The organism is Mycobacterium sp. E3251, assembly GCF_001666835.1.
Taxonomy (GTDB): domain Bacteria; phylum Actinomycetota; class Actinomycetes; order Mycobacteriales; family Mycobacteriaceae; genus Mycobacterium.
The window spans coordinates 1-17,276 of record NZ_LZJF01000180.1 but is presented as its reverse complement, the minus strand read 5'-3'; the positions used below and the strand labels follow the sequence as shown (position 1 = coordinate 17,276).

Genomic DNA, 17,276 nt, shown 5'->3' with positions numbered 1-17,276 from the left:
TGTTTTACCAGCCGCGTTCGGCCAGCCGGTGGGGCTGAGCGAGTTGCTCGACGTTGATGCCCACCATCGGCTCGCCGAGGCCGCGCGACACCTTGGCCAGCACATCCGGGTCGTCGTAGAACGTGGTGGCCTTGACGATGGCGGCGGCGCGCTGCGCGGGATCCCCCGACTTGAAGATCCCCGACCCGACGAAGACGCCCTCGGCTCCGAGCTGCATCATCATCGCCGCGTCGGCGGGGGTGGCGATGCCGCCCGCGGTGAACAGGGTGACGGGCAGCTTGCCGGCCCGGGCCACCTCGACGACGAGGTCGTAGGGCGCCCGCAATTCCTTTGCGGCTACATACAATTCGTCTTCCGACATCGAGGTCAGCCGCCGGATCTCGCCACCGATCGCCCGCATGTGCGTGGTCGCGTTGGAGACGTCTCCGGTCCCGGCCTCGCCCTTGGACCGGATCATCGCCGCGCCTTCGCTGATGCGGCGCAGCGCCTCGCCCAGATTGGTCGCCCCGCACACGAACGGCACGGTGAACTTCCACTTGTCGATGTGGTGGGCGTAGTCCGCGGGGGTCAGCACCTCGGACTCGTCGACGTAGTCGACGCCGAGGCTCTGCAGGATCTGCGCCTCGACGAAGTGCCCGATGCGCGCCTTGGCCATCACCGGGATCGTCACGGCGGCGATGATGCCCTCGATCATGTCGGGGTCGCTCATCCGCGACACGCCGCCCTGGGCGCGGATGTCGGCGGGCACCCGCTCCAGCGCCATCACCGCGACGGCGCCGGCGCCCTCCGCGATGCGGGCCTGCTCCGGGGTGACGACGTCCATGATGACGCCGCCCTTGAGCATTTCGGCCATGCCGCGCTTGACGCGCGCGGTTCCGGTTCGTCCGCTGCCGTTGGGTGACGCGGCGGTATCCACTGCTGATCTCCTTCAACCGTTGTCGACCCAGTCTAGTGGGGACGGGAGACGAGTTTTCCCACTGTGGGACCCACAAAGGGCCGATTGGCCCTAGGCCCGTAAATCGACCCCTTGCTACACACACTTGATCGTTAGTTTGCTCACACCCGTGGATACGGGCGCGACGAAAAGCGTGGCCACCTAGTTGCGGTACGGCGGCCGCCAACCTGGCTGAGGAGGGGTCGGGATGGTGCCGGATTTTGGGCTGTTGCCGCCCGAGATCAACTCCGGATTGATGTATGCCGGTCCGGGTGGGGGGTCCATGCTGGCCGCCGCGGCCGCCTGGGCAGGGTTGGCCGCCGAGTTGGGGTGGGCGGCCTCCTCGTATGCGACGGTGATCTCGGCGCTGACGAGCGGGCCGTGGCTGGGTCCGTCGGCCGTCGCGATGGCTGCCGCGGCCAGCCCGTTCGTCACCTGGCTGGCGGCGACCGCGTTGCAGGCCGAGCAAGTGTCGACCCAGGCGACGGCGGCGGCCGCCGCCTACGAGGCGGCGTTCGCGATGACGGTGCCCCCGCCCGTGATCGCCGCTAACCGCGCTCAGCTGATGGCGTTGATCTCGACGAACTTCTTCGGCCAGAACACCCCGGCGATCATGGCCACCGAGGCGCACTACTCCGAGATGTGGGCCCAGGACGCCACCGCGATGACCGCCTACGATGCCAGCACGCTGGCAGTGGGGGCGCAGTTGACGTCGTTCGCCGAACCGCCCGACGGCCTCGGCCCCGCGCCTCAAGCCGCGGCATCGGTGGCGGATCAGGCGCAATCGGCCATGTCGGACGCGCAGCTGATGTCGTCGCTGTTTCAGTCGTTTGGGCTCTCCCCGTCGTCGACTTCGGGGCTGTCGCCGCTGGAGATGCTCTCGATGGGCGGCGAGTTCGCCATGCAACCCATGAGCATGCTCGTCAGTCAGGTCCTGGGCCAGTTCATGGGTGGCGCCAATCCGTTGATGAGCAGCGCCGTCGCCGGCATGCCGTCCATGGGGTCGGCCTTGGCCTCCGCCGGTTCCGCCGTTGGGGCGCAGGCCCCGCCACAGCTGGGCGCTCCCGCGGTGTTGGCCCAGGCGGGCAGGGCGGGTTCCATTGGGGCGCTGTCGGTTCCGCCGGGCTGGGCCACCGAGGTGCAGGCGGCCACGTCGACTGCTCCGGTTGCCGGCGTGCCGACCGCCGGCGTGAGTCAAGCGGCGCCGAGCGTGCCGAGAGTGCCGTTCAAGCCGGCGGTTACCACGTCCGGGCGCGGGATGGCCGGGGTGAATGCGGCGACCGAGGCGCCGCGCTCCGGTGTGCTGGCGCGCCCGGTGGTCGGCTAGTCGGGGGCGATGCGATGTCGTTCGTGGTCACGGCCCCGGAGACGCTGGCAGCGGCCGCCGGAGATTTGCAGGGCATCGGTTCGGCGATAGCGGCCGCGGACGGGGCGGCTGCCACCCCGACGACCATGGTGTTCCCCCCGGCCGCGGATGCGGTGTCCGTCCGCACCGCGGCGCTGTTCGCGACGTTCGGCCAGCACTATCAGGAGATCGGCGCGCGGGCGGAGGCGTTTCATCAGCGGTTCGTGCAGTCGTTGATCGACAGCAGCGATTCGTATGCCCAGGCGGAGGCCTCCAACGCGGCCGCCACGCAAGCGCCGGCCCTGCCCTCGCAGCAGATGGTGAGCGGAAGCTTGGGCCTGGCAAGCCAATTGCAAAGCACGCCGACGACGACGTCGTCGAGCAACATCGCGCTGATCATGGGCGGCACCGGAAACCCGCAACCCACCCCGTCCTACGTGAGTTCCGTCTACGGCACCTACATCGCCCCGCATTACCCCGGCTATACGCCGGTGGGCCTGACCACTCCCGAGGACTTCTGGCCCGTCACCGGGCTCACCAGCGAAACCTTCGGGCAGTCGGTCCGGCAGGGCGTCTCGATACTCAACAGCGCCATTCTGAGCGAGACCGGTGCGGGCAATCACGTTGTCGTATTGGGCTATTCGCAGAGCGCCACGATTGCCACCCTCGAAATGCGCTATCTCGACGCCCTGCCCGCGGCCATCCGGCCGAGTTCGGACCTGCTGTCGTTCGTGCTGCTCTCCGACCCGAACGTTCCCGGCACCGGCATCCTCACGCACTTCATCCCCGGCTTTGGCGCGTTTCACGTCGTGACTCCGGTGGACACCCTCTACCAGACCGCCATCTACACGCTCCAATACGACCCCATCGCGTACTTCCCGCGGAGCATCTTCAACATCGGGGCGGACCTCAACGCCCTCTTGGGTTTTCCCTACCTGCACTCGACATATCCGACGCTCACCGCCGCGCAGCTTGCCACCGCCATCCAGACACACATCGGCGTGACCACCTACTATCTGATTCCCCAGAACCTGCCGCTGCTGGACCCGCTGCGGATGATCCCCATCCTGGGGAATCCGCTCGCCGACCTGCTCCAGCCCTTCCTTCAGCCGTTCATCGACTTCGGTTACGCCACCGGGCTCCCCGGACCCTTCCAATCCATCTCGTTCGCCACCGCCTCGGGCCTGACTCCGGTTGCGGCGCAAGCAATTCCGGAATCGCTCGCCGCCGCATTGAGCGCGCCGACCGACTTCGGCGTCCCATTCGACCGGCTATAGCGCGGTCAGCGGATCGATTGCAGCGGTCCCGGCGCCCGGCCGCCGGCGAGCGCGGCCGCGTCGGTGAGCAGTTCGGACAGCTGCATCGGGTACACCGTCTCGCCGGCCGCGGCCAGTCGGACGATCTCGGCGGCATCACACCAGCGGTGGCCGTGGATGTAGCTGCGTTCCAGGTCCGTTCGGTCCGCGACGGATGGCTCGAACCGCTGGGTGCGGTGGACGAAGTAGAACTCTTCGCTGTCGATCAAAGCGCCGTTGAACTCGAACACCTCGTCACGCCGCCACACCGGGCCGACCATCTCTGCCGGCGCGACTCGTAACCCGGTCTCTTCGGCCAACTCCCGGGCGGCGGCCTCGGCCAGCCGCTCCCCCTTGCGCACCTCGCCGCCCACCGTTATCCACCAGCTCGGCGCGTGCTCCCGGGCGATCGCGGGATCCGAACCGCGCAGCAGCAGCACCGCGCCGGTCTCGTCGAGCAGCACCACGCGCGCCGACGTGCGGTGGCTGAGCACCCCGTGGTCGCCGTGTGCCAGCGCGTGCGGCCGCTCGACGATCTCGAAATAGCTTGGCAGCGCGGCAGTCCCGCCCAGGCGGAGCGTCCGCACCAGGAATCGCTCGCGCAGTGCCAGGGTGTCTCGCACGGCGTCGTTGTGGAAGCGGCGGGCCAGCACCACCCGGGCCTCGGCGTCGGCCAGCTCGGCGATCAGCCCGGCCGGCAGCGACGCCGGATCGACGATCGCCAGCGCGGCCGAGAGCTCGTTCTCGCACGACTCGCGCGCCTGCCGCGGCGCGGCCTCGGCGGCGTCGGCCAGCGCTGCCAGCCGCCTGCCCTCCGAGGCGCCGCCGTACGCGTCGATGGCGACCGCACGCGCGACCACCGCGCGCCGCGCCAGCGCACCGTCGAGCGCCTGCCACGACAGGTCGTAGCGGACGTGCAGCCGGTCCAGCCGGTTGGCCGTCTGATAGGCCCAGGCGCCCAATATCGCGAGGAGCCCCACGAGGATCGCGATGGGGACGATCAGCCACGACATCAGCTCGCCACCTCGACCTTGGCGCCGGACGCGGCGACCGTCTCGTATACCCGCATGATCTGGCTGGCCACCACCGACCAGTCGTAGCGCTGGACCGCGGCCGAACCGGCCGCCACATAGCGTTCGCGCAGCACATCGTTTTCTAGCACCGAAACCAGGGCGTCCGCGAGCGCTACGCCGTCGCCGACCGGCACCAGGCAGCCGACCTCGCCGTCACACAGCACGCGCCGGAAGGCGTCCAGGTCGCTGGCCACCACCGCGGTGCCGGCGGCCATCGCCTCGACCAGGACGATGCCGAAGCTCTCGCCGCCAAGGTGCGGCGCGCAGTACACGTCGGCGCTGCGCATCGCCGAGGCCTTCCCGGCGTCGTCGACCTGACCCAAGAAGCGGATGTGCTTCACCAATTCGCCCGCCTGGCCGCGCAATTCGTCCTCGTCGCCGCGGCCGACGACCAGCAGCTGCACGTCCGGCAAGCGCTGGACCACCCCGGGCAGGGCGTCGAGCAGCACCGACATGCCCTTGCGGGGCTCGTCGTAACGGCCCAGGAACAGCACCGTCTTGCCCGGCCGCGGGTAGCCCTCGAGTCGCGGCGCCTTGGCGAACGAGTCGACGTCCACCCCGTTGGGGATCTCCACCGCGTCGGTGCCCAGCGCCTCCATCTGCCAGCGCCTGGCCAGGTCGGATACCGCGATACGGCCGACGATCTTCTCGTGCATCGGGCGCAGGATGCCCTGAAACACCGTCAGCGTCAGCGACTTCGTGGTTGAGGTGTGAAACGTCGCAACGATCGGCCCCGCGGCGATGTTCAGGGCCAGCATCGACAGGCTCGGCGCGTTCGGCTCGTGCAGGTGAAGGACGTCGAAATCGCCTTCGGCAAGCCACTTTTTGACCTTGCGGTGAGTGGCCGGGCCGAAGCGCAGCCGGGCCACCGAGCCGTTGTAGGGAATGGGGACGGCCTTGCCGGCGGACACCACGTAGTCGGGCAACACCGCGTGCGGCGAGGCCGGCGCCAGGACGCTCACCTCGTGGCCGCGCCTGCGCATCACCACGGCCAGCTGCAGGACGTGCGACTGCACCCCGCCCGGCACGTCGAACGAGTATGGGCAGACCATCCCGATTCGCATCAGGTCTCCCTGAGCCGCGCCTGTTTGGCATCGGACAGGTCGGCCAGCCACTGGGGTTGCAGCATGTGCCAGTCCTCGGGGTGGGCGGCGATGTTCTCGGCGAACCGGTCGGCCAGCGCCTGGGTGATGGCCTGCACGTCGCCGCTGCTGCAGTCCAGCGGCGGCTGAATCCAGACGCGCGAACCGTCGTCGGCGAACCAGCAGTGCGAGGGCAGCAGCGCCGCCCCGGTCTCGATCGCCAGCTTCGCCGGCCCGGCGGGCATCCGGGTGGGTTCGCCGAAGAAGTCGACCTCGACGCCGGAGCGGGTGAGGTCACGTTCGGCCATCAGGCAGACCACCCGGTTGTCCCGCAGCCGGTCACAGAGCACCTCGAAGGGCGGCCGGTCGCCGCCGGACAGCGGCAGCACCTCGAAGCCGAGGCTTTCCCGGTAGTCGATGAAACGCCGATACAGCGATTCGGGCTTGAGCCGCTCGGCGACGGTGGTGAAGGTGCCCCGCGTCTGCGCCAGCCACACCCCGGCCATGTCCCAGTTGCCGCTGTGCGGCAACGCGCAGACCGCCCCGCGGCCCTTCGCCAGCGCCGCGTCCAGGTTGTCCGCACCCTTGAATGTCTCGTCGAGTTGGCGGGCGACCGCGCGAAGATCCATCCCCGGCAGGCGGAACGCCTCACGCCAGTAGCGGGCGTAGGAGGCCAGCGAGGCCCGCATCAGCGCATCGGGCACCTCGGCGGGCGGCACGCCGATGACGCGGGCCAGGTTCTTGCGCAATTGGTCCGGGCCGCCGCCGCGGGCCGCGTAGCGCGCCCCCGCCCCGAACGCGGTGCGCGCGGCGAATTCCGGCATCGCCCGCACGGCCATCCAGCCGGCCGCATACCCCCAGTCGCTCGCGGTGCCGGATGCCAGGCGCCGGGGGGTGCCGATCAAACTCAGGCCCGGGATCACGGCATGCGCTCCGTCGCGCCGGGCGAGGTCCACACGGTGCGCAACCGCTGCACGCAGGTGACCACGCTGGCCACCGCCAGCAGCCACATCGCCACCGCCAGGGCGGGCGGCCAGGCGACGAAGGGGAAGTCGGACACGCCGGCACCTACCAGCACGATGATCAACCTTTCCGGGCGTTCGATGATGCCGCCGTCGCCGCGCAGTCCGCTGGCTTCGGCGCGCGCCTTGATGTAGGAGATGACCTGTGACGTGACGAGGCAGATCAGCGTCGCCACCGTCAGCAGCTTGTCGTGCAGGCCGAACGCGATCCACCACAGCAGCCCGCAGAACACCGCGCCGTCGCTGATCCGGTCGCACGTGGCGTCCAGCACGGCGCCGAAACGGGTGCCGCCCCCGCGCTCCCGGGCCATCGCCCCGTCGAGCATGTCGAACAGCACGAAGAACCACACCACCAGCGTGCCGATGAAGAGCTTGCCCATCGGGAAAAGGATCAGCGCCCCCGCCACGGCGACGATGGTGCCCAGGATGGTGACCGCGTCGGGGGTCAAACCCAGCCGCAGGCACGCCCGGGCGGTCGGAGTGGTGAGCCGCGCGAACGCCGCCCGCGACAGGAACGGCACCTTACTCATTGGCGCCGCTCCTCAGCATCGCTCCGCTCTGCATCGTCGCCGCCGCGGCTCATGGCTGCTGTGCCCACTCGGTGGCCAGCAGCCGCCGGGTTTCGCGCAGCAACTGCGGGATCACCTTCGACCCGCCGATGATGGTGATGAAGTTCGCGTCGCCGCCCCAGCGCGGCACGACGTGCACGTGCAGGTGTTCGGCCAGTGACCCGCCCGCCGACGTCCCGAGGTTGAGCCCGACGTTGAATCCGTGCGGCCGCGACACGTTCTTGATGACGCGAATTGCCTTCTGGATGAAGGCCATCAACTCCGCGCTCTCGTCCTCGGTGAGGTCCTCGAGCTCGGACACCCGCCGGTACGGCACCACCATCAGGTGCCCGGGGTTGTACGGGTACAGGTTGAGGACGGCGTAGACGAGCTCGCCGCGGGCGACCACCAGGCCTTCCTCGTCGGAGAGTCGCGGGATGTCGGTGAACGGCTGCTCGGTCTTGCCCGAGGAGTTGGGGTCGCGCTTCATCGGCGCCTCAGCCAGATAGTTCATCCGGTAGGGCGTCCACAGGCGCTGCAGATGGTCACTTTGGCCGACGCCCGTGTCCAGGATGGTGTCGTCGGCGCGTTCCTCTTCGGTCATTGTCTACTCACCGCCGGTCACCTTTACGAGTTCGGCTGTGGGAGATGCATTTTGGCGATCGGCGACCCAAGCCACGATGGCGTCGACGGCGCTGTCCCGTGGCACCCCGTTGATCTGCGTGCGGTCACCGAAGCGGAAACTGACGGCATCGGCCTCGACGTCGCGGTCGCCGGCCAGCAGCATGAACGGGACGCGCTGGTTGGTGTGGTGGACGATCTTCTTGGCCATCCGGTCGTCGCTGGCGTCCACCTCCACCCGCACACCCTGCGATTTAAGCTGCGCGGCAACGCTTTCCAGGTAGGGCACGTGTTCGTCGGCGACCGGGATGCCGACCACCTGCACGGGCGCCAGCCACGCCGGGAACGCGCCGGCGTAGTGCTCGGTGAGGATGCCGAAGAACCGCTCGATGGACCCGAACAACGCGCGGTGGATCAGCACCGGCCGCTGACGCGAGCCGTCGGCGGCGGTGTATTCGAGTTCGAAGCGTTCCGGCATGTTGAAGTCGAGCTGGATGGTCGACATCTGCCAGCTCCGGCCCAGCGCGTCCTTGACCTGCACCGAGATCTTCGGGCCGTAAAACGCCGCGCCGCCGGGGTCGGGGATCAGCTCCAGCCCGGAGGCCACGCCGACGTCGCGCAGGACCTCGGTGGCCTCGTCCCATAGCTCGTCAGAACCGGAGTACTTCTCCGGGTCCTTGGTGGACAGCTCCAGGTAGAAGTCGTCGAGCCCGTAGTCGGCCAGCAGGTCGAGCACGAAATGCAGCACCGACGCCAGCTCGTCGCGCATCTGCTCGCGCGTGCAGTAGATGTGCGCGTCGTCCTGCGTCATGCCCCGCACCCGGGTCAGGCCGTGCACCACGCCGGACTTCTCGTAGCGGTACACGCTGCCGAACTCGAAGAGCCGCAACGGAAGTTCGCGATACGACCGTCCGCGCGACCGGTAGATCAGGTGGTGCATCGGGCAGTTCATCGGCTTGAGGTAGTAGTCCTGGCCCGGCTTGCGCACCGTGCCGTCCTCGTTGAACTCGGCGTCGAGATGCATCGGCGGGTACATTCCGTCGGCGTACCACTCCAGGTGACCCGACGTGACGTACAGCTGCGCCTTGGTGATGTGCGGAGTGTTGACGAACTCGTACCCGGCCTCGATGTGCTTGCGCCGCGAGTACTCCTCCAGCTCCCTGCGCACGACGCCGCCCTTGGGGTGGAAAACCGCCAGCCCGGAACCGATTTCGTCGGGGAAGCTGAACAGGTCCAGCTCGGTGCCCAGCTTGCGGTGGTCGCGGCGCTGCGCTTCCTCGAGCAGCTCGAGGTGGCGGTCCAGCGCCTCCTGGGATTCCCACGCGGTGCCGTAAATGCGTTGCAGGCTGGCGTTTTTCTGGTCGCCCCGCCAGTAGGCGGCGGAACTTCGGGTCAGCTTGAACGCCGGGATGTGCTTGGTGGTCGGGATGTGCGGCCCGCGGCACAGGTCGCCCCAAACCCTTTCCCGGCTGCGGGGATTGAGGTTGTCGTAGGCGGTGAGCTCGTCGCCACCCACCTCCATGATGTCGGGGTCGCCGGACTTGTCATCGACGAGTTCCAGCTTGTACGGCTCGTTGGCCAACTCCGAGCGCGCCTGGTCCTTGGACTCATAGACGCGCCGCTCGAACAGCTGCCCCTCTTTGACGATCTGGCGCATCCGCTTTTCCAGCGCCGCCAGATCCTCGGGCGTGAACGGCTCCGCCACGTCGAAGTCGTAGTAGAAGCCATCGGTGATGGGCGGCCCGATGCCCAACTTGGCGTGGGGGAACATGCCCTGGACGGCCTGGGCCAGCACGTGCGCGGCCGAATGCCGGATGACACTGCGCCCCTCGTCGGTGTTGGCCGCCACCGGGACGACCTCGACGTCGGCCTCGGGCACCCAGCTCAGGTCGCGCAACCTGCCGTCGGCGTCGCGCACCACCACGATCGCGTCCGGGGAACCCCGGCCCGGCAGCCCCGCCTCCCGCACCGCGGCGGCCGCGGTAGTGCCGGCAGGAACCCGGATCGGGGCTTGCGGCGTGAGCTGTGCGGCGGCACTCATCGGGTCAATTCTCCAGGCTTTGGACATCTCGGAACGATCGCGACCATGCTATCCGTGTGGCCGACCACCACCCCACACCGCCGGGCCACCACTCATTGACCCCTCGATCGAACTGCGCCTACCGTGCCAGCGTGGTCACCACCATCGAACGGTTGGCCGGGTGGGCCGCTGAGCTGCGTCTCGAGGACGTCCCCGACACCGTGGTCGACCTGTGCCGCACCCAGCGCCGATCCGTGTTCGCGGCCACGGCCGCGTCGGCCCGCGACGCCGCGTCACGGCGCGTGCTCGCCGGCGTCGAGAGCTGGGCCGGCGACGGCCCCGCGGCGGTGCCGGGATTACACCGATCCGTCGCCGTCGACGACGCCCTCTACGCCGCGGCCGCGTTGTCGATCGCGCTCGACTTCGACGACTACATGTGCTTCGCGCACGCCGGCCACTCCGCCGTATGGGTACCGGTCCTCCTCGCGGCCGAGACCGGCGCCCCGGCGGCCGAGCAATTGGCCGCCCAGGTCGCGGCCAACGAGCTCGAGGCCCGCTTGGGCGGCGCCTGCCTGCTGGGGCCGCTCAACGGTCAGCTGTGGTCGTTCGTGCATGCCGCCGGAGCCGCCGTCAGCGCCGGACGACTGCTTGGACTCGATGCGCGCCGGCTGGCACATGCCCTGGCCCTTGCTCTCTACCAGGCTCCGCGCGCCACCGTCCCGGGATTCATGGCCCCCGATTCGAAGCTGCTGACGGCCGCGGAACCGACACTGGCCGGCGTCCGGGCCGCCCGCCTGGCCGCCAACGGCGTCACCGGCCCACTGGATGCCCTCGACCACCCACAAGGCTTCTTCGATGCGTTCTCCTATGCGCCGCTGCCCGCACTTCTGGGCGGGCTTGGCTCCGGTTGGGCGACACGGACTCTGAGCGTCAAGCGGTATCCGGGCTGCGCGTATGTCGACACGACGGTCGACGCGCTGCACGAGCTCGGGCCGCCACCGGCCGCGGACGTCGCGTCGGTGGCGGTCGATGCGGGCGTGCTGACGTGCGGCATGGATGCCATGTCGCACGGGTACACGGCCGGCCGCACGCCCACCCCGGTGACCATCAACTTCTCGATCCCGTGGACCGTTGCCGCCACTCTTGTCGCCGGCCGGCTCACGCCGGACGAGGTCAACGAGGAATGGCTGGCCGGCCACCACCGCGAGCTCGCCGACGTCGCCGCACGGGTGTCGTTGCGGCACGACTGGTCGCTCACCTTGCGTACGGCCGAGGCGATGGCGCCGCTTCTTCCGGTTCGCGCTATGACAGTCGGCACGCCAGCCCGCCGGCTGCTCGCCGCCGTCCGGCGAACTCGCAAGGAACACAAGGGCGTTCGCTTCGCCCTCGGCGACTCGGTCGCCCTACTCCGCGCGCTGCGCGATGGTGGAATCGGGGCGGCCGGACGAGCGGCGACAGGACAGTTGTGGGCGCCGGCAGCGCTGGACGCATTCACCATGACCTTCCCGGCCCGGGTACGGGTGAGGTTGCGCGACGGACAGGAGTTGGCGGCCGAATGCGGTGTTCCCCGCGGCGGCGCCGGCAATGTGAAAACCAGTCCCGACGCCGTCAGCCGCGAAAAGCTGTTGGCGAGTGGACCTGCCGTGTGGGGCCAAGAGCGGACTGCCGACATCTTCGAGGCGATTGACGCCGACGCCGCCGACCTGTGGCGCCTGCTGGGCCGCTAGGGCTGACCCGGCTTGAGCCGCACGAACAGGGCGTCGGCTTCGGTCAGCAGCGTGTCACCGTCGGTCAACCGGCCGGACACGAAGATCTTGCGCCCGTCCACCCGGTCGATGCCGGCGTCGAACTGCAATTCCTTCTCGATCGGCACGATGCGGCGGTAGTCGATCTTCAGGTAGGCCGTGCGCTGGTAGGGGCCCCCGGTGAGGACCGAGGACGTCAGCCCCAGCACGCTGTCGAACAGCATTCCCAGGCAGCCGCCGTGCACGGCACCGTTGCGGCCCAGGTGAAACCGGGCGAACCGGGCCGAACCCTGGATGCGGCCGTCGTCGGTCTTGCGGGCCTTCATGGGCACCGACAGGATGTTGCCGCGCATCGGCAGGTCCATGCGACGCCCCGACGGGGACTCCCACTCGTCGGCGTCGAACGGGCTCAGCAGCGCCGACACCTTGTCCAGCAGGTTGGCGGCCTCGGTGATCACCGCGTCGGGGGCGTCGACGGCGCGGGCGTGGTCCTGCAGGGTGCGCACGGCATCGATGAACCTGCCGTAGTCGGGTCCGCCCTTGGTCGTCGGCTCCGGTGGGTTGAACCCGCCGCCGGGGTGCTGCTGATGTTCCGCCACCAGCACACCGTATTGCGCGGCCGAAGGGGCGGCGCGGTCAGACCGTCTGTTGAGCCCCGGCCGCTGAGAGGGTGTCGAACTCGTCGTCGGACAGCGTGATCTCGGCGGCGGCGACGTTCTCCTCCAGGTGAGCCACCTTCGAGGTGCCCGGAATCGGCAGCATCACCGGCGACCGTTTCAGCAACCACGCCAGCGCGAGTTGCGACGGAGTCGCGTGGTGCTCGCCGGCGATGCGCTGCAGCGGGCCGTCGGGGGCGGCCAGCGGCCCGGCGGCCAGTGGGAACCACGGGATGAAACCGATGCCCTGTCGGGTCGCGGCGTCCAGCAGCGGTTCGGCGCCCCGGGCGGACAGGTTGTACATGTTCTGCACCGACACGATCTCGGTGGTCCGCTGGGCCTCCGAGAGTTGGTCGACGTTGATCTCGGACAGACCGATGTGGCGGATCTTGCCCTCGTTCTTCAGGGTCAGCAGCTCGCCCACCTGGTCGGCCAGCGGGAAGTCGCGGTCGATGCGGTGCAGCTGGAACAGGTCGATGGTGTCGACGCCCAGGCGGCGCAGGCTCATCTCGCATTCCTGGCGCAGATAGCTCGGGTTGCCCAGCGGGATCCAGACGTCCGGCCCGGTGCGCAGCAGCCCCGCCTTGGTCGCGATGACCAACCCGTCGTAGGGGTGCAGCGCCTCGCGAATGATGTCCTCGGATATGTAGGGGCCGTAGGAGTCCGCGGTGTCGATGAAGTTCACGCCCAGTTCGACGGCGCGACGCAACACCCGGACGCATTCGTCGCGATCGGCGGGCGCGCCCCAGACACCCTTGCCGGTCAGGCGCATGGCGCCGAACCCGAGCCGGTTGATGGTCAAGTCGCCGCCGAGGGTGAAGGTTCCGGACGCTTGTGCAACAGTTTTCGAGTTTTGTGCGGTCACTTTTACGACCGTACGCCGGAAATGTCGCCGCGCACCTCGGCGTGGCAAGCTGGGCGGGTGGACTTAGCAGCGCTCGAGGAACTCCCGCTGACCTATCCCGAGGTGGGGGCGACCGCATCCGGCAACTTGCCCGCCGGATACGGCCACCTGCACACGGAGACTCAGATCGGCACGGGCCAGCAGCGCTTCGAGCGGGCCGCCGACGCCGTCATGCGCTGGGGCATGCAGCACGGGGCGGGGTTGCGGGTGCGCGCCAGCTCCGACGTCGCCGAGGTCGGCACAGTTGTGGTGGTGCGCATGGGTTTTCTGCCCGCGCCATGCCGGGTGGTGTATGTCGTCGACGAGCCCGACATCCGCGGATTCGCCTACGGGACATTGCCGGGACATCCGGAGTCCGGCGAGGAGCGCTTCGTGGTGCGGCGTGACCCCGTCACCTCCGCGGTGTTCGCGGAGGTGACGGCATTCTCGCGGCCCGCGACCTGGTGGAGCAAGGCCGCCAGGCCAGTGGTGGCGGTGGCCCAGCGCGTCATCGCCAAGCGCTATCTGCGCGGGGTCTGAGCCTGGCAGGCTGTCGATGCTAGGAGCCCCAGACGCTCAGCAGACGCTCTGCGCCCGAACACATTTCGTCGATCACCTCTGCCACCGACGCGTCGTCGCGGATCATCCCGACGCCCTGACCGGCGTCCACGGGGGCCACCCGGCGGTCGTCGGCGGCGATGGAGGCCGCGAGGTCGTCGCAGGCCTGCGGGTTGAGCGTGTCCTCTTTACCCGTCCAACGCTCGACGAAGTCGTTGGTCAGCACCCGGGACGGGAACCGCGCGGGCCACGGCCGGGCCTGGGCGACGTCGAAGGCCCGGGTGACGGCGGTGTCGGTGGCCCGGGCCGCGATCAGCGCGCGGCGGCTGCCTTCGCCGGAGAGCGCCTCCGGACACGCGGCCAGGCGGGTTCCCACCCACGCCCCGCTCGCACCGGCGGCCAGCACGGCGGCCAGGCTGCGCGCCGAAGCGACACCGCCGCCCGCGAGGACCGGCACCGAGACGGCGTCCAGCACGGTGTCGAGCAACGGCAGCGTCGCGAGCTTCGTCTCGCCGTGACCGCCACCCTCGGACCCCCGGGCGACCAGGATGTCGACGCCGGCATCGGCCGCCTGGCGCGCCCCGGCGCCGTCGTAAACCTGTGTGGCGGTGGGGATCCCGGCGTCGTGCGCCTTTGCGACCCAGGACCAGTCGGTCCCGAAACTGACTGACAGCAGGGCCGGCCGAGCCGCCAGCGCATCCTCGAGCAGCCCCGCCTCGGTGCGCATCACCCAATCGACCAGGCCGATGCCGAACGTTCCCTGCACGTGCTGCAGCTGGCTTTGCAGCAGTTCCCTCGTGGCGACGCTGCCCATGCCGACCATGCCCAGGCCACCGGCCGCGGTCACCGCCGCGGCCAGCCGGCCCCCGGCGACGCCGCCCATGGGCGCGTTGACGATCGGTACCCGCAACCCGAATTCCCTTGACCAGGGCGTGGAAAGCATCCGGCTAGTGAACCGACGGAAGGGTCTTGAGCACGGTCAGCATGACCACCGAATCCTCGACCGCGTGCAGGGCGTGCCGTTCGGTCGGGATCGCGACATAGTCGCCGGTTTTGCCCTCCCAGGCGTCGTCGCCGGTGGTCATCCGCACGTGGCCCTGCAGCACCTGCAGCGTTGCCTCGGCGGGGCCGTCGTGTTCGGAAAGCTCATGGCCGCCAAGCAAAGCCAGCACGGTCTGCCGAAGCTCGTGGCTGTGGCCACCGTGGATGGTGTGGGCGGCCCGCCCGCTGTGCGATTCCTTGGCCTCGGCCAGCTTTTCGGACGCGAGGCTCGTCAACGAGATTGATTCCATAGCTGAGTCCTTTGCGGTTGAGCGGACACCATCAGGCCGTCAGTAGCAGTATCCCCGCCACGACCAACGCGATTACCTTGACCACCTCGAAGCCGACGTAGACGTAGTGGGCGCGGGAGCGCGGCCCGTCCGACCCGGCGAGCACGCTGTCCGAGCGGCGGGTCAGTCGGGGGCGCACCGCGATCAACTGCACGGCCAGCGCGCCCGCCGCGACGAAAACCGCGGCGGTGGTGCCCGTCGTCGTCAAGCCCCCGGCCACGATCGCCACGAGGACCAGGGCGAAGCAGACCTCGACGGTGTTGAGGGCCCGGAACACCAGCCGCCCGATGCCGAGCCCGATCTGCAACGTCACGTTGGGCGCGCGGAATTTCAGCGGGGCTTCCAGGAACGAGATCGCCAACACCATGCCGAGCCACACGAAGGTGAGCGCAACGGCGACCGCCGGCCCGGCGCTCATTTGGCCGCGGTCCGCGGCGCCAGGTGCGCCACGCACAGATCCGGTTCGACGAACGCTTCGAGCCGATCGACCGAAACCGGCGCTCCCCAGGCCTCCATGGCGCCTTGCATGAGACCCAGATGCACCGGGCACACGACGGCGGTCCGGTTTTCGGCCAGCTCCAGGAACGGGCAGTGCCGCAGGCCGACCTGTTGCTCTCCGTCGGCCGCCCGCCGTTCGGGCGCGAAGCCGAGCTCGTCGAGCATGTTGACCAAGTGGTCGATGGCGTCGTCGGCGCTGGCGGGTTCCGTGGGCACCGCTTCCAGGCTGGCATCCAGTTTGCGGCCCCAGGCCCGGCCCGCGGCCTGCGCCTTGGCGCCGGCATCGCGCTCTCCGGCGAACGCCACGGCCAGGATCTCGGCGAGCAGGCGGTAGTGCCGCGTGCCACCGCGGTCCATCTGCCGGACCGCGCGGAACATCAGCGGCGGGCGACCCGGCCCCTTGCGGTCCAGCTCGACGTGCTCCACCTGCCCGTCACCGACCAGGCTGTCGAGGTGGAAGCGGACCGTGTTCGGATGGACGCCAAGCACGTCGGCGATCGCGGCGATGCTCATGGGATCGGGCGACGCCCGCAGCACCCGCAAAACCTCGCGGCGGCGGCTGGCGGATTCCCCGATCGACGTCGGCGACAACTTCACAGGACCCTCACGCTCCTTCCGCTTGGTCGGCCCTCGGCTGAGCGGCCACCAAAGGCGTGTCTACACCGAGCGGCCCGAGCTTGGCCGCCCCACCCGGGGATCCCAGGGGGGCGTCGCGGCCGGGCAGCGTTTCGGTGAAGAACGCCTCGTTGTCGGCCAGGTACGGTCTGAGCTCCTCGGGCAGGTCGTCTTCGTAGTAGATGGCATCGACCGGGCACACCGGCTCGCATGCTCCGCAGTCCACGCATTCGTCGGGATGTATGTAGAGCGCGCGGCCGCCCTCGTAGATGCAATCGACGGGACACTCGTCCACGCAGGCGCGATCCATCACGTCGATGCATGGCTTCCCGATCACGTACGTCATGGGCAAGAGTTTACACAACATTGCTTGTAAAAACGAGGCCTACTAAAAGCTTTGCGCTGACGCCGGTTTCGCGTCTTCGGGATGGGCAAGCCGATAGACCTCGATGAGGCGCGCCACATCGGTGGGCGTGACGATGCCGACCACCTGAGCCCCCTCGAACACCAGGGCACGGCTGCGGGGACCGGCCGGCGCCATCCGCTCCAGCAGGGCCGTCAGCGGCTCCTGCGGCGCACCGGACGGGACCTCGTGAAGCGGTTGCGCGACCTCCCCCACGGTGACGGTCGCGCGCTGGGCGGGCGCGACCTCGCGCAACCGGCGCAACGTGATCAGACCGGTAATCGCCCCGCTCCGGTCGACGACCGGGTATGCCGAATGCCGGTCACCGAGCACATAGCGCTGGACGAAATCGTCGACGGTGATCCAACCGGGCGCGGTATGCGGCCCGGCGGTCATCGCGTCGGCGACGCGCACGCCGGACGGGTGGTCGCCTTCATCCTGATCGGGCTGGGGCTGGCCGAATTCTTGTTGGGCGGCGTGATCGGCGGTGTCTGGCTGGCGTTCATCGGCTGGTTCATCTTCGCGGCCAGTCGCGAGGAGGAGACGCGGATATCGACCCAGCAGATGTTTTCCGGCGTGCGCGTCGCCGACGCGATGACCGCCGGGCCGCATACCGCGCCCGGTTGGATCACCGTCGACGATTTCGT

The 17,276-nt window shown here is 69.4% G+C and carries 18 protein-coding genes and 2 pseudogenes; 5 read left to right on the top strand and 15 right to left on the bottom strand.

Translation table 11 applies throughout. The features are described 5' to 3' along the window. Positions 1-4 precede the first annotated feature (4 nt). Positions 5-853 (bottom strand): pyridoxal 5'-phosphate synthase lyase subunit PdxS, encoded by an 849-nt coding sequence (gene pdxS, locus A5697_RS21910; protein ID WP_231972140.1) that lies wholly within the window; start codon positions 851-853, stop codon positions 5-7. A 289-nt stretch (positions 854-1,142) separates the two neighbouring features. Between pdxS and A5697_RS21905 the strand changes: the two genes are divergently transcribed. Together A5697_RS21905 and A5697_RS21900 are read left to right on the top strand one after the other, a co-directional pair. Beyond that, positions 1,143-2,261 (top strand): PPE family protein, encoded by a 1,119-nt coding sequence (locus A5697_RS21905; protein WP_068012024.1) that lies wholly within the window; start codon positions 1,143-1,145, stop codon positions 2,259-2,261. A 14-nt stretch (positions 2,262-2,275) separates the two neighbouring features. Further along, the gene (locus A5697_RS21900; protein WP_068012023.1) at positions 2,276-3,556 is read left to right on the top strand and encodes a PE-PPE domain-containing protein; all 1,281 of its coding nucleotides are present in this window, start codon (positions 2,276-2,278) and stop codon (positions 3,554-3,556) included. 5 nt (positions 3,557-3,561) lie between these two features. On the opposite strand, the gene A5697_RS21895 is transcribed toward A5697_RS21900, so the two are convergent. The 6 genes from A5697_RS21895 to thrS are packed head-to-tail and all read right to left on the bottom strand — an operon-like array spanning position 3,562 to position 9,961. Then, entirely contained in the window at positions 3,562-4,587 is a 1,026-nt protein-coding gene (locus A5697_RS21895) for an NUDIX hydrolase (RefSeq protein ID WP_067948735.1), read from the bottom strand. After that, positions 4,587-5,711 (bottom strand): glycosyltransferase family 4 protein, encoded by a 1,125-nt coding sequence (locus tag A5697_RS21890; protein WP_068012022.1) that lies wholly within the window; start codon positions 5,709-5,711, stop codon positions 4,587-4,589. The genes A5697_RS21895 and A5697_RS21890 overlap by 1 nt, the downstream gene beginning before the upstream one ends. Then, a complete protein-coding gene (locus A5697_RS21885) occupies positions 5,711-6,685 on the bottom strand; it encodes a phosphatidylinositol mannoside acyltransferase (protein ID WP_369806143.1) in 975 nt (324 codons plus the stop codon). Before A5697_RS21885 ends, A5697_RS21890 begins: the two co-directional genes overlap by 1 nt. Then, positions 6,649-7,281, bottom strand: a complete 633-nt coding sequence (gene pgsA, locus A5697_RS21880) for a phosphatidylinositol phosphate synthase (RefSeq protein ID WP_067948739.1) — start codon at positions 7,279-7,281, stop codon at positions 6,649-6,651. The genes A5697_RS21885 and pgsA overlap by 37 nt, the downstream gene beginning before the upstream one ends. A gap of 49 nt (positions 7,282-7,330) precedes the next feature. Further along, positions 7,331-7,903 carry an HIT domain-containing protein gene (locus tag A5697_RS21875; RefSeq protein WP_068012021.1) on the bottom strand — a complete coding sequence of 191 codons (573 nt, stop codon included), beginning with the start codon at positions 7,901-7,903 and terminating at the stop codon, positions 7,331-7,333. Between the two features lie 3 nt (positions 7,904-7,906). Then, positions 7,907-9,961, bottom strand: coding sequence for a threonine--tRNA ligase (thrS, locus tag A5697_RS21870; protein ID WP_068012020.1), 2,055 nt, complete (start codon positions 9,959-9,961; stop codon positions 7,907-7,909). A 131-nt stretch (positions 9,962-10,092) separates the two neighbouring features. On the opposite strand from thrS, the gene A5697_RS21865 reads away from it, so the two are divergent. After that, positions 10,093-11,667, top strand: coding sequence for an MmgE/PrpD family protein (locus A5697_RS21865; RefSeq protein ID WP_068012019.1), 1,575 nt, complete (start codon positions 10,093-10,095; stop codon positions 11,665-11,667). Here A5697_RS21865 and A5697_RS21860 read toward each other — a convergent pair. Together A5697_RS21860 and A5697_RS21855 are read right to left on the bottom strand one after the other, a co-directional pair. Then, positions 11,664-12,290 (bottom strand): PaaI family thioesterase, encoded by a 627-nt coding sequence (locus A5697_RS21860; RefSeq protein ID WP_068012018.1) that lies wholly within the window; start codon positions 12,288-12,290, stop codon positions 11,664-11,666. The genes A5697_RS21865 and A5697_RS21860 overlap by 4 nt on opposite strands. A 31-nt stretch (positions 12,291-12,321) precedes the next feature. After that, a complete protein-coding gene (locus A5697_RS21855; RefSeq protein ID WP_068012017.1) occupies positions 12,322-13,206 on the bottom strand; it encodes an aldo/keto reductase in 885 nt (294 codons plus the stop codon). A 57-nt stretch (positions 13,207-13,263) separates the two neighbouring features. Between A5697_RS21855 and A5697_RS21850 the strand changes: the two genes are divergently transcribed. Beyond that, entirely contained in the window at positions 13,264-13,764 is a 501-nt protein-coding gene (locus tag A5697_RS21850; protein WP_068012016.1) for a DUF1990 family protein, read from the top strand. Between the two features lie 19 nt (positions 13,765-13,783). Here the strand turns inward: A5697_RS21850 and A5697_RS21845 are convergent, their stop codons facing one another. The 6 genes and pseudogenes from A5697_RS21845 to A5697_RS21820 form a co-directional block, all read right to left on the bottom strand. Beyond that, positions 13,784-14,725, bottom strand: a complete 942-nt coding sequence (locus A5697_RS21845) for a nitronate monooxygenase family protein (protein WP_067948755.1) — start codon at positions 14,723-14,725, stop codon at positions 13,784-13,786. Between the two features lie 4 nt (positions 14,726-14,729). Continuing rightward, positions 14,730-15,074 (bottom strand): cupin domain-containing protein, encoded by a 345-nt coding sequence (locus A5697_RS21840; protein ID WP_067948757.1) that lies wholly within the window; start codon positions 15,072-15,074, stop codon positions 14,730-14,732. Between the two features lie 31 nt (positions 15,075-15,105). Then, entirely contained in the window at positions 15,106-15,531 is a 426-nt protein-coding gene (locus A5697_RS21835) for a hypothetical protein (protein ID WP_067948819.1), read from the bottom strand. Further along, the gene (locus tag A5697_RS21830) at positions 15,528-16,208 is read right to left on the bottom strand and encodes a metalloregulator ArsR/SmtB family transcription factor (protein ID WP_068012015.1); all 681 of its coding nucleotides are present in this window, start codon (positions 16,206-16,208) and stop codon (positions 15,528-15,530) included. Before A5697_RS21830 ends, A5697_RS21835 begins: the two co-directional genes overlap by 4 nt. A 7-nt stretch (positions 16,209-16,215) precedes the next feature. Beyond that, complete coding sequence (gene fdxA / locus A5697_RS21825) at positions 16,216-16,572, bottom strand: ferredoxin (protein WP_067948761.1); 357 nt, start codon at positions 16,570-16,572, stop codon at positions 16,216-16,218. A gap of 42 nt (positions 16,573-16,614) precedes the next feature. After that, a pseudogene (locus A5697_RS21820) lies at positions 16,615-17,049 on the bottom strand (CBS domain-containing protein); the annotation flags it as partial. Between the two features lie 3 nt (positions 17,050-17,052). Here A5697_RS21820 and A5697_RS27410 point away from each other — a divergent pair. After that, a pseudogene (locus A5697_RS27410) lies at positions 17,053-17,276 on the top strand (site-2 protease family protein); the annotation flags it as partial.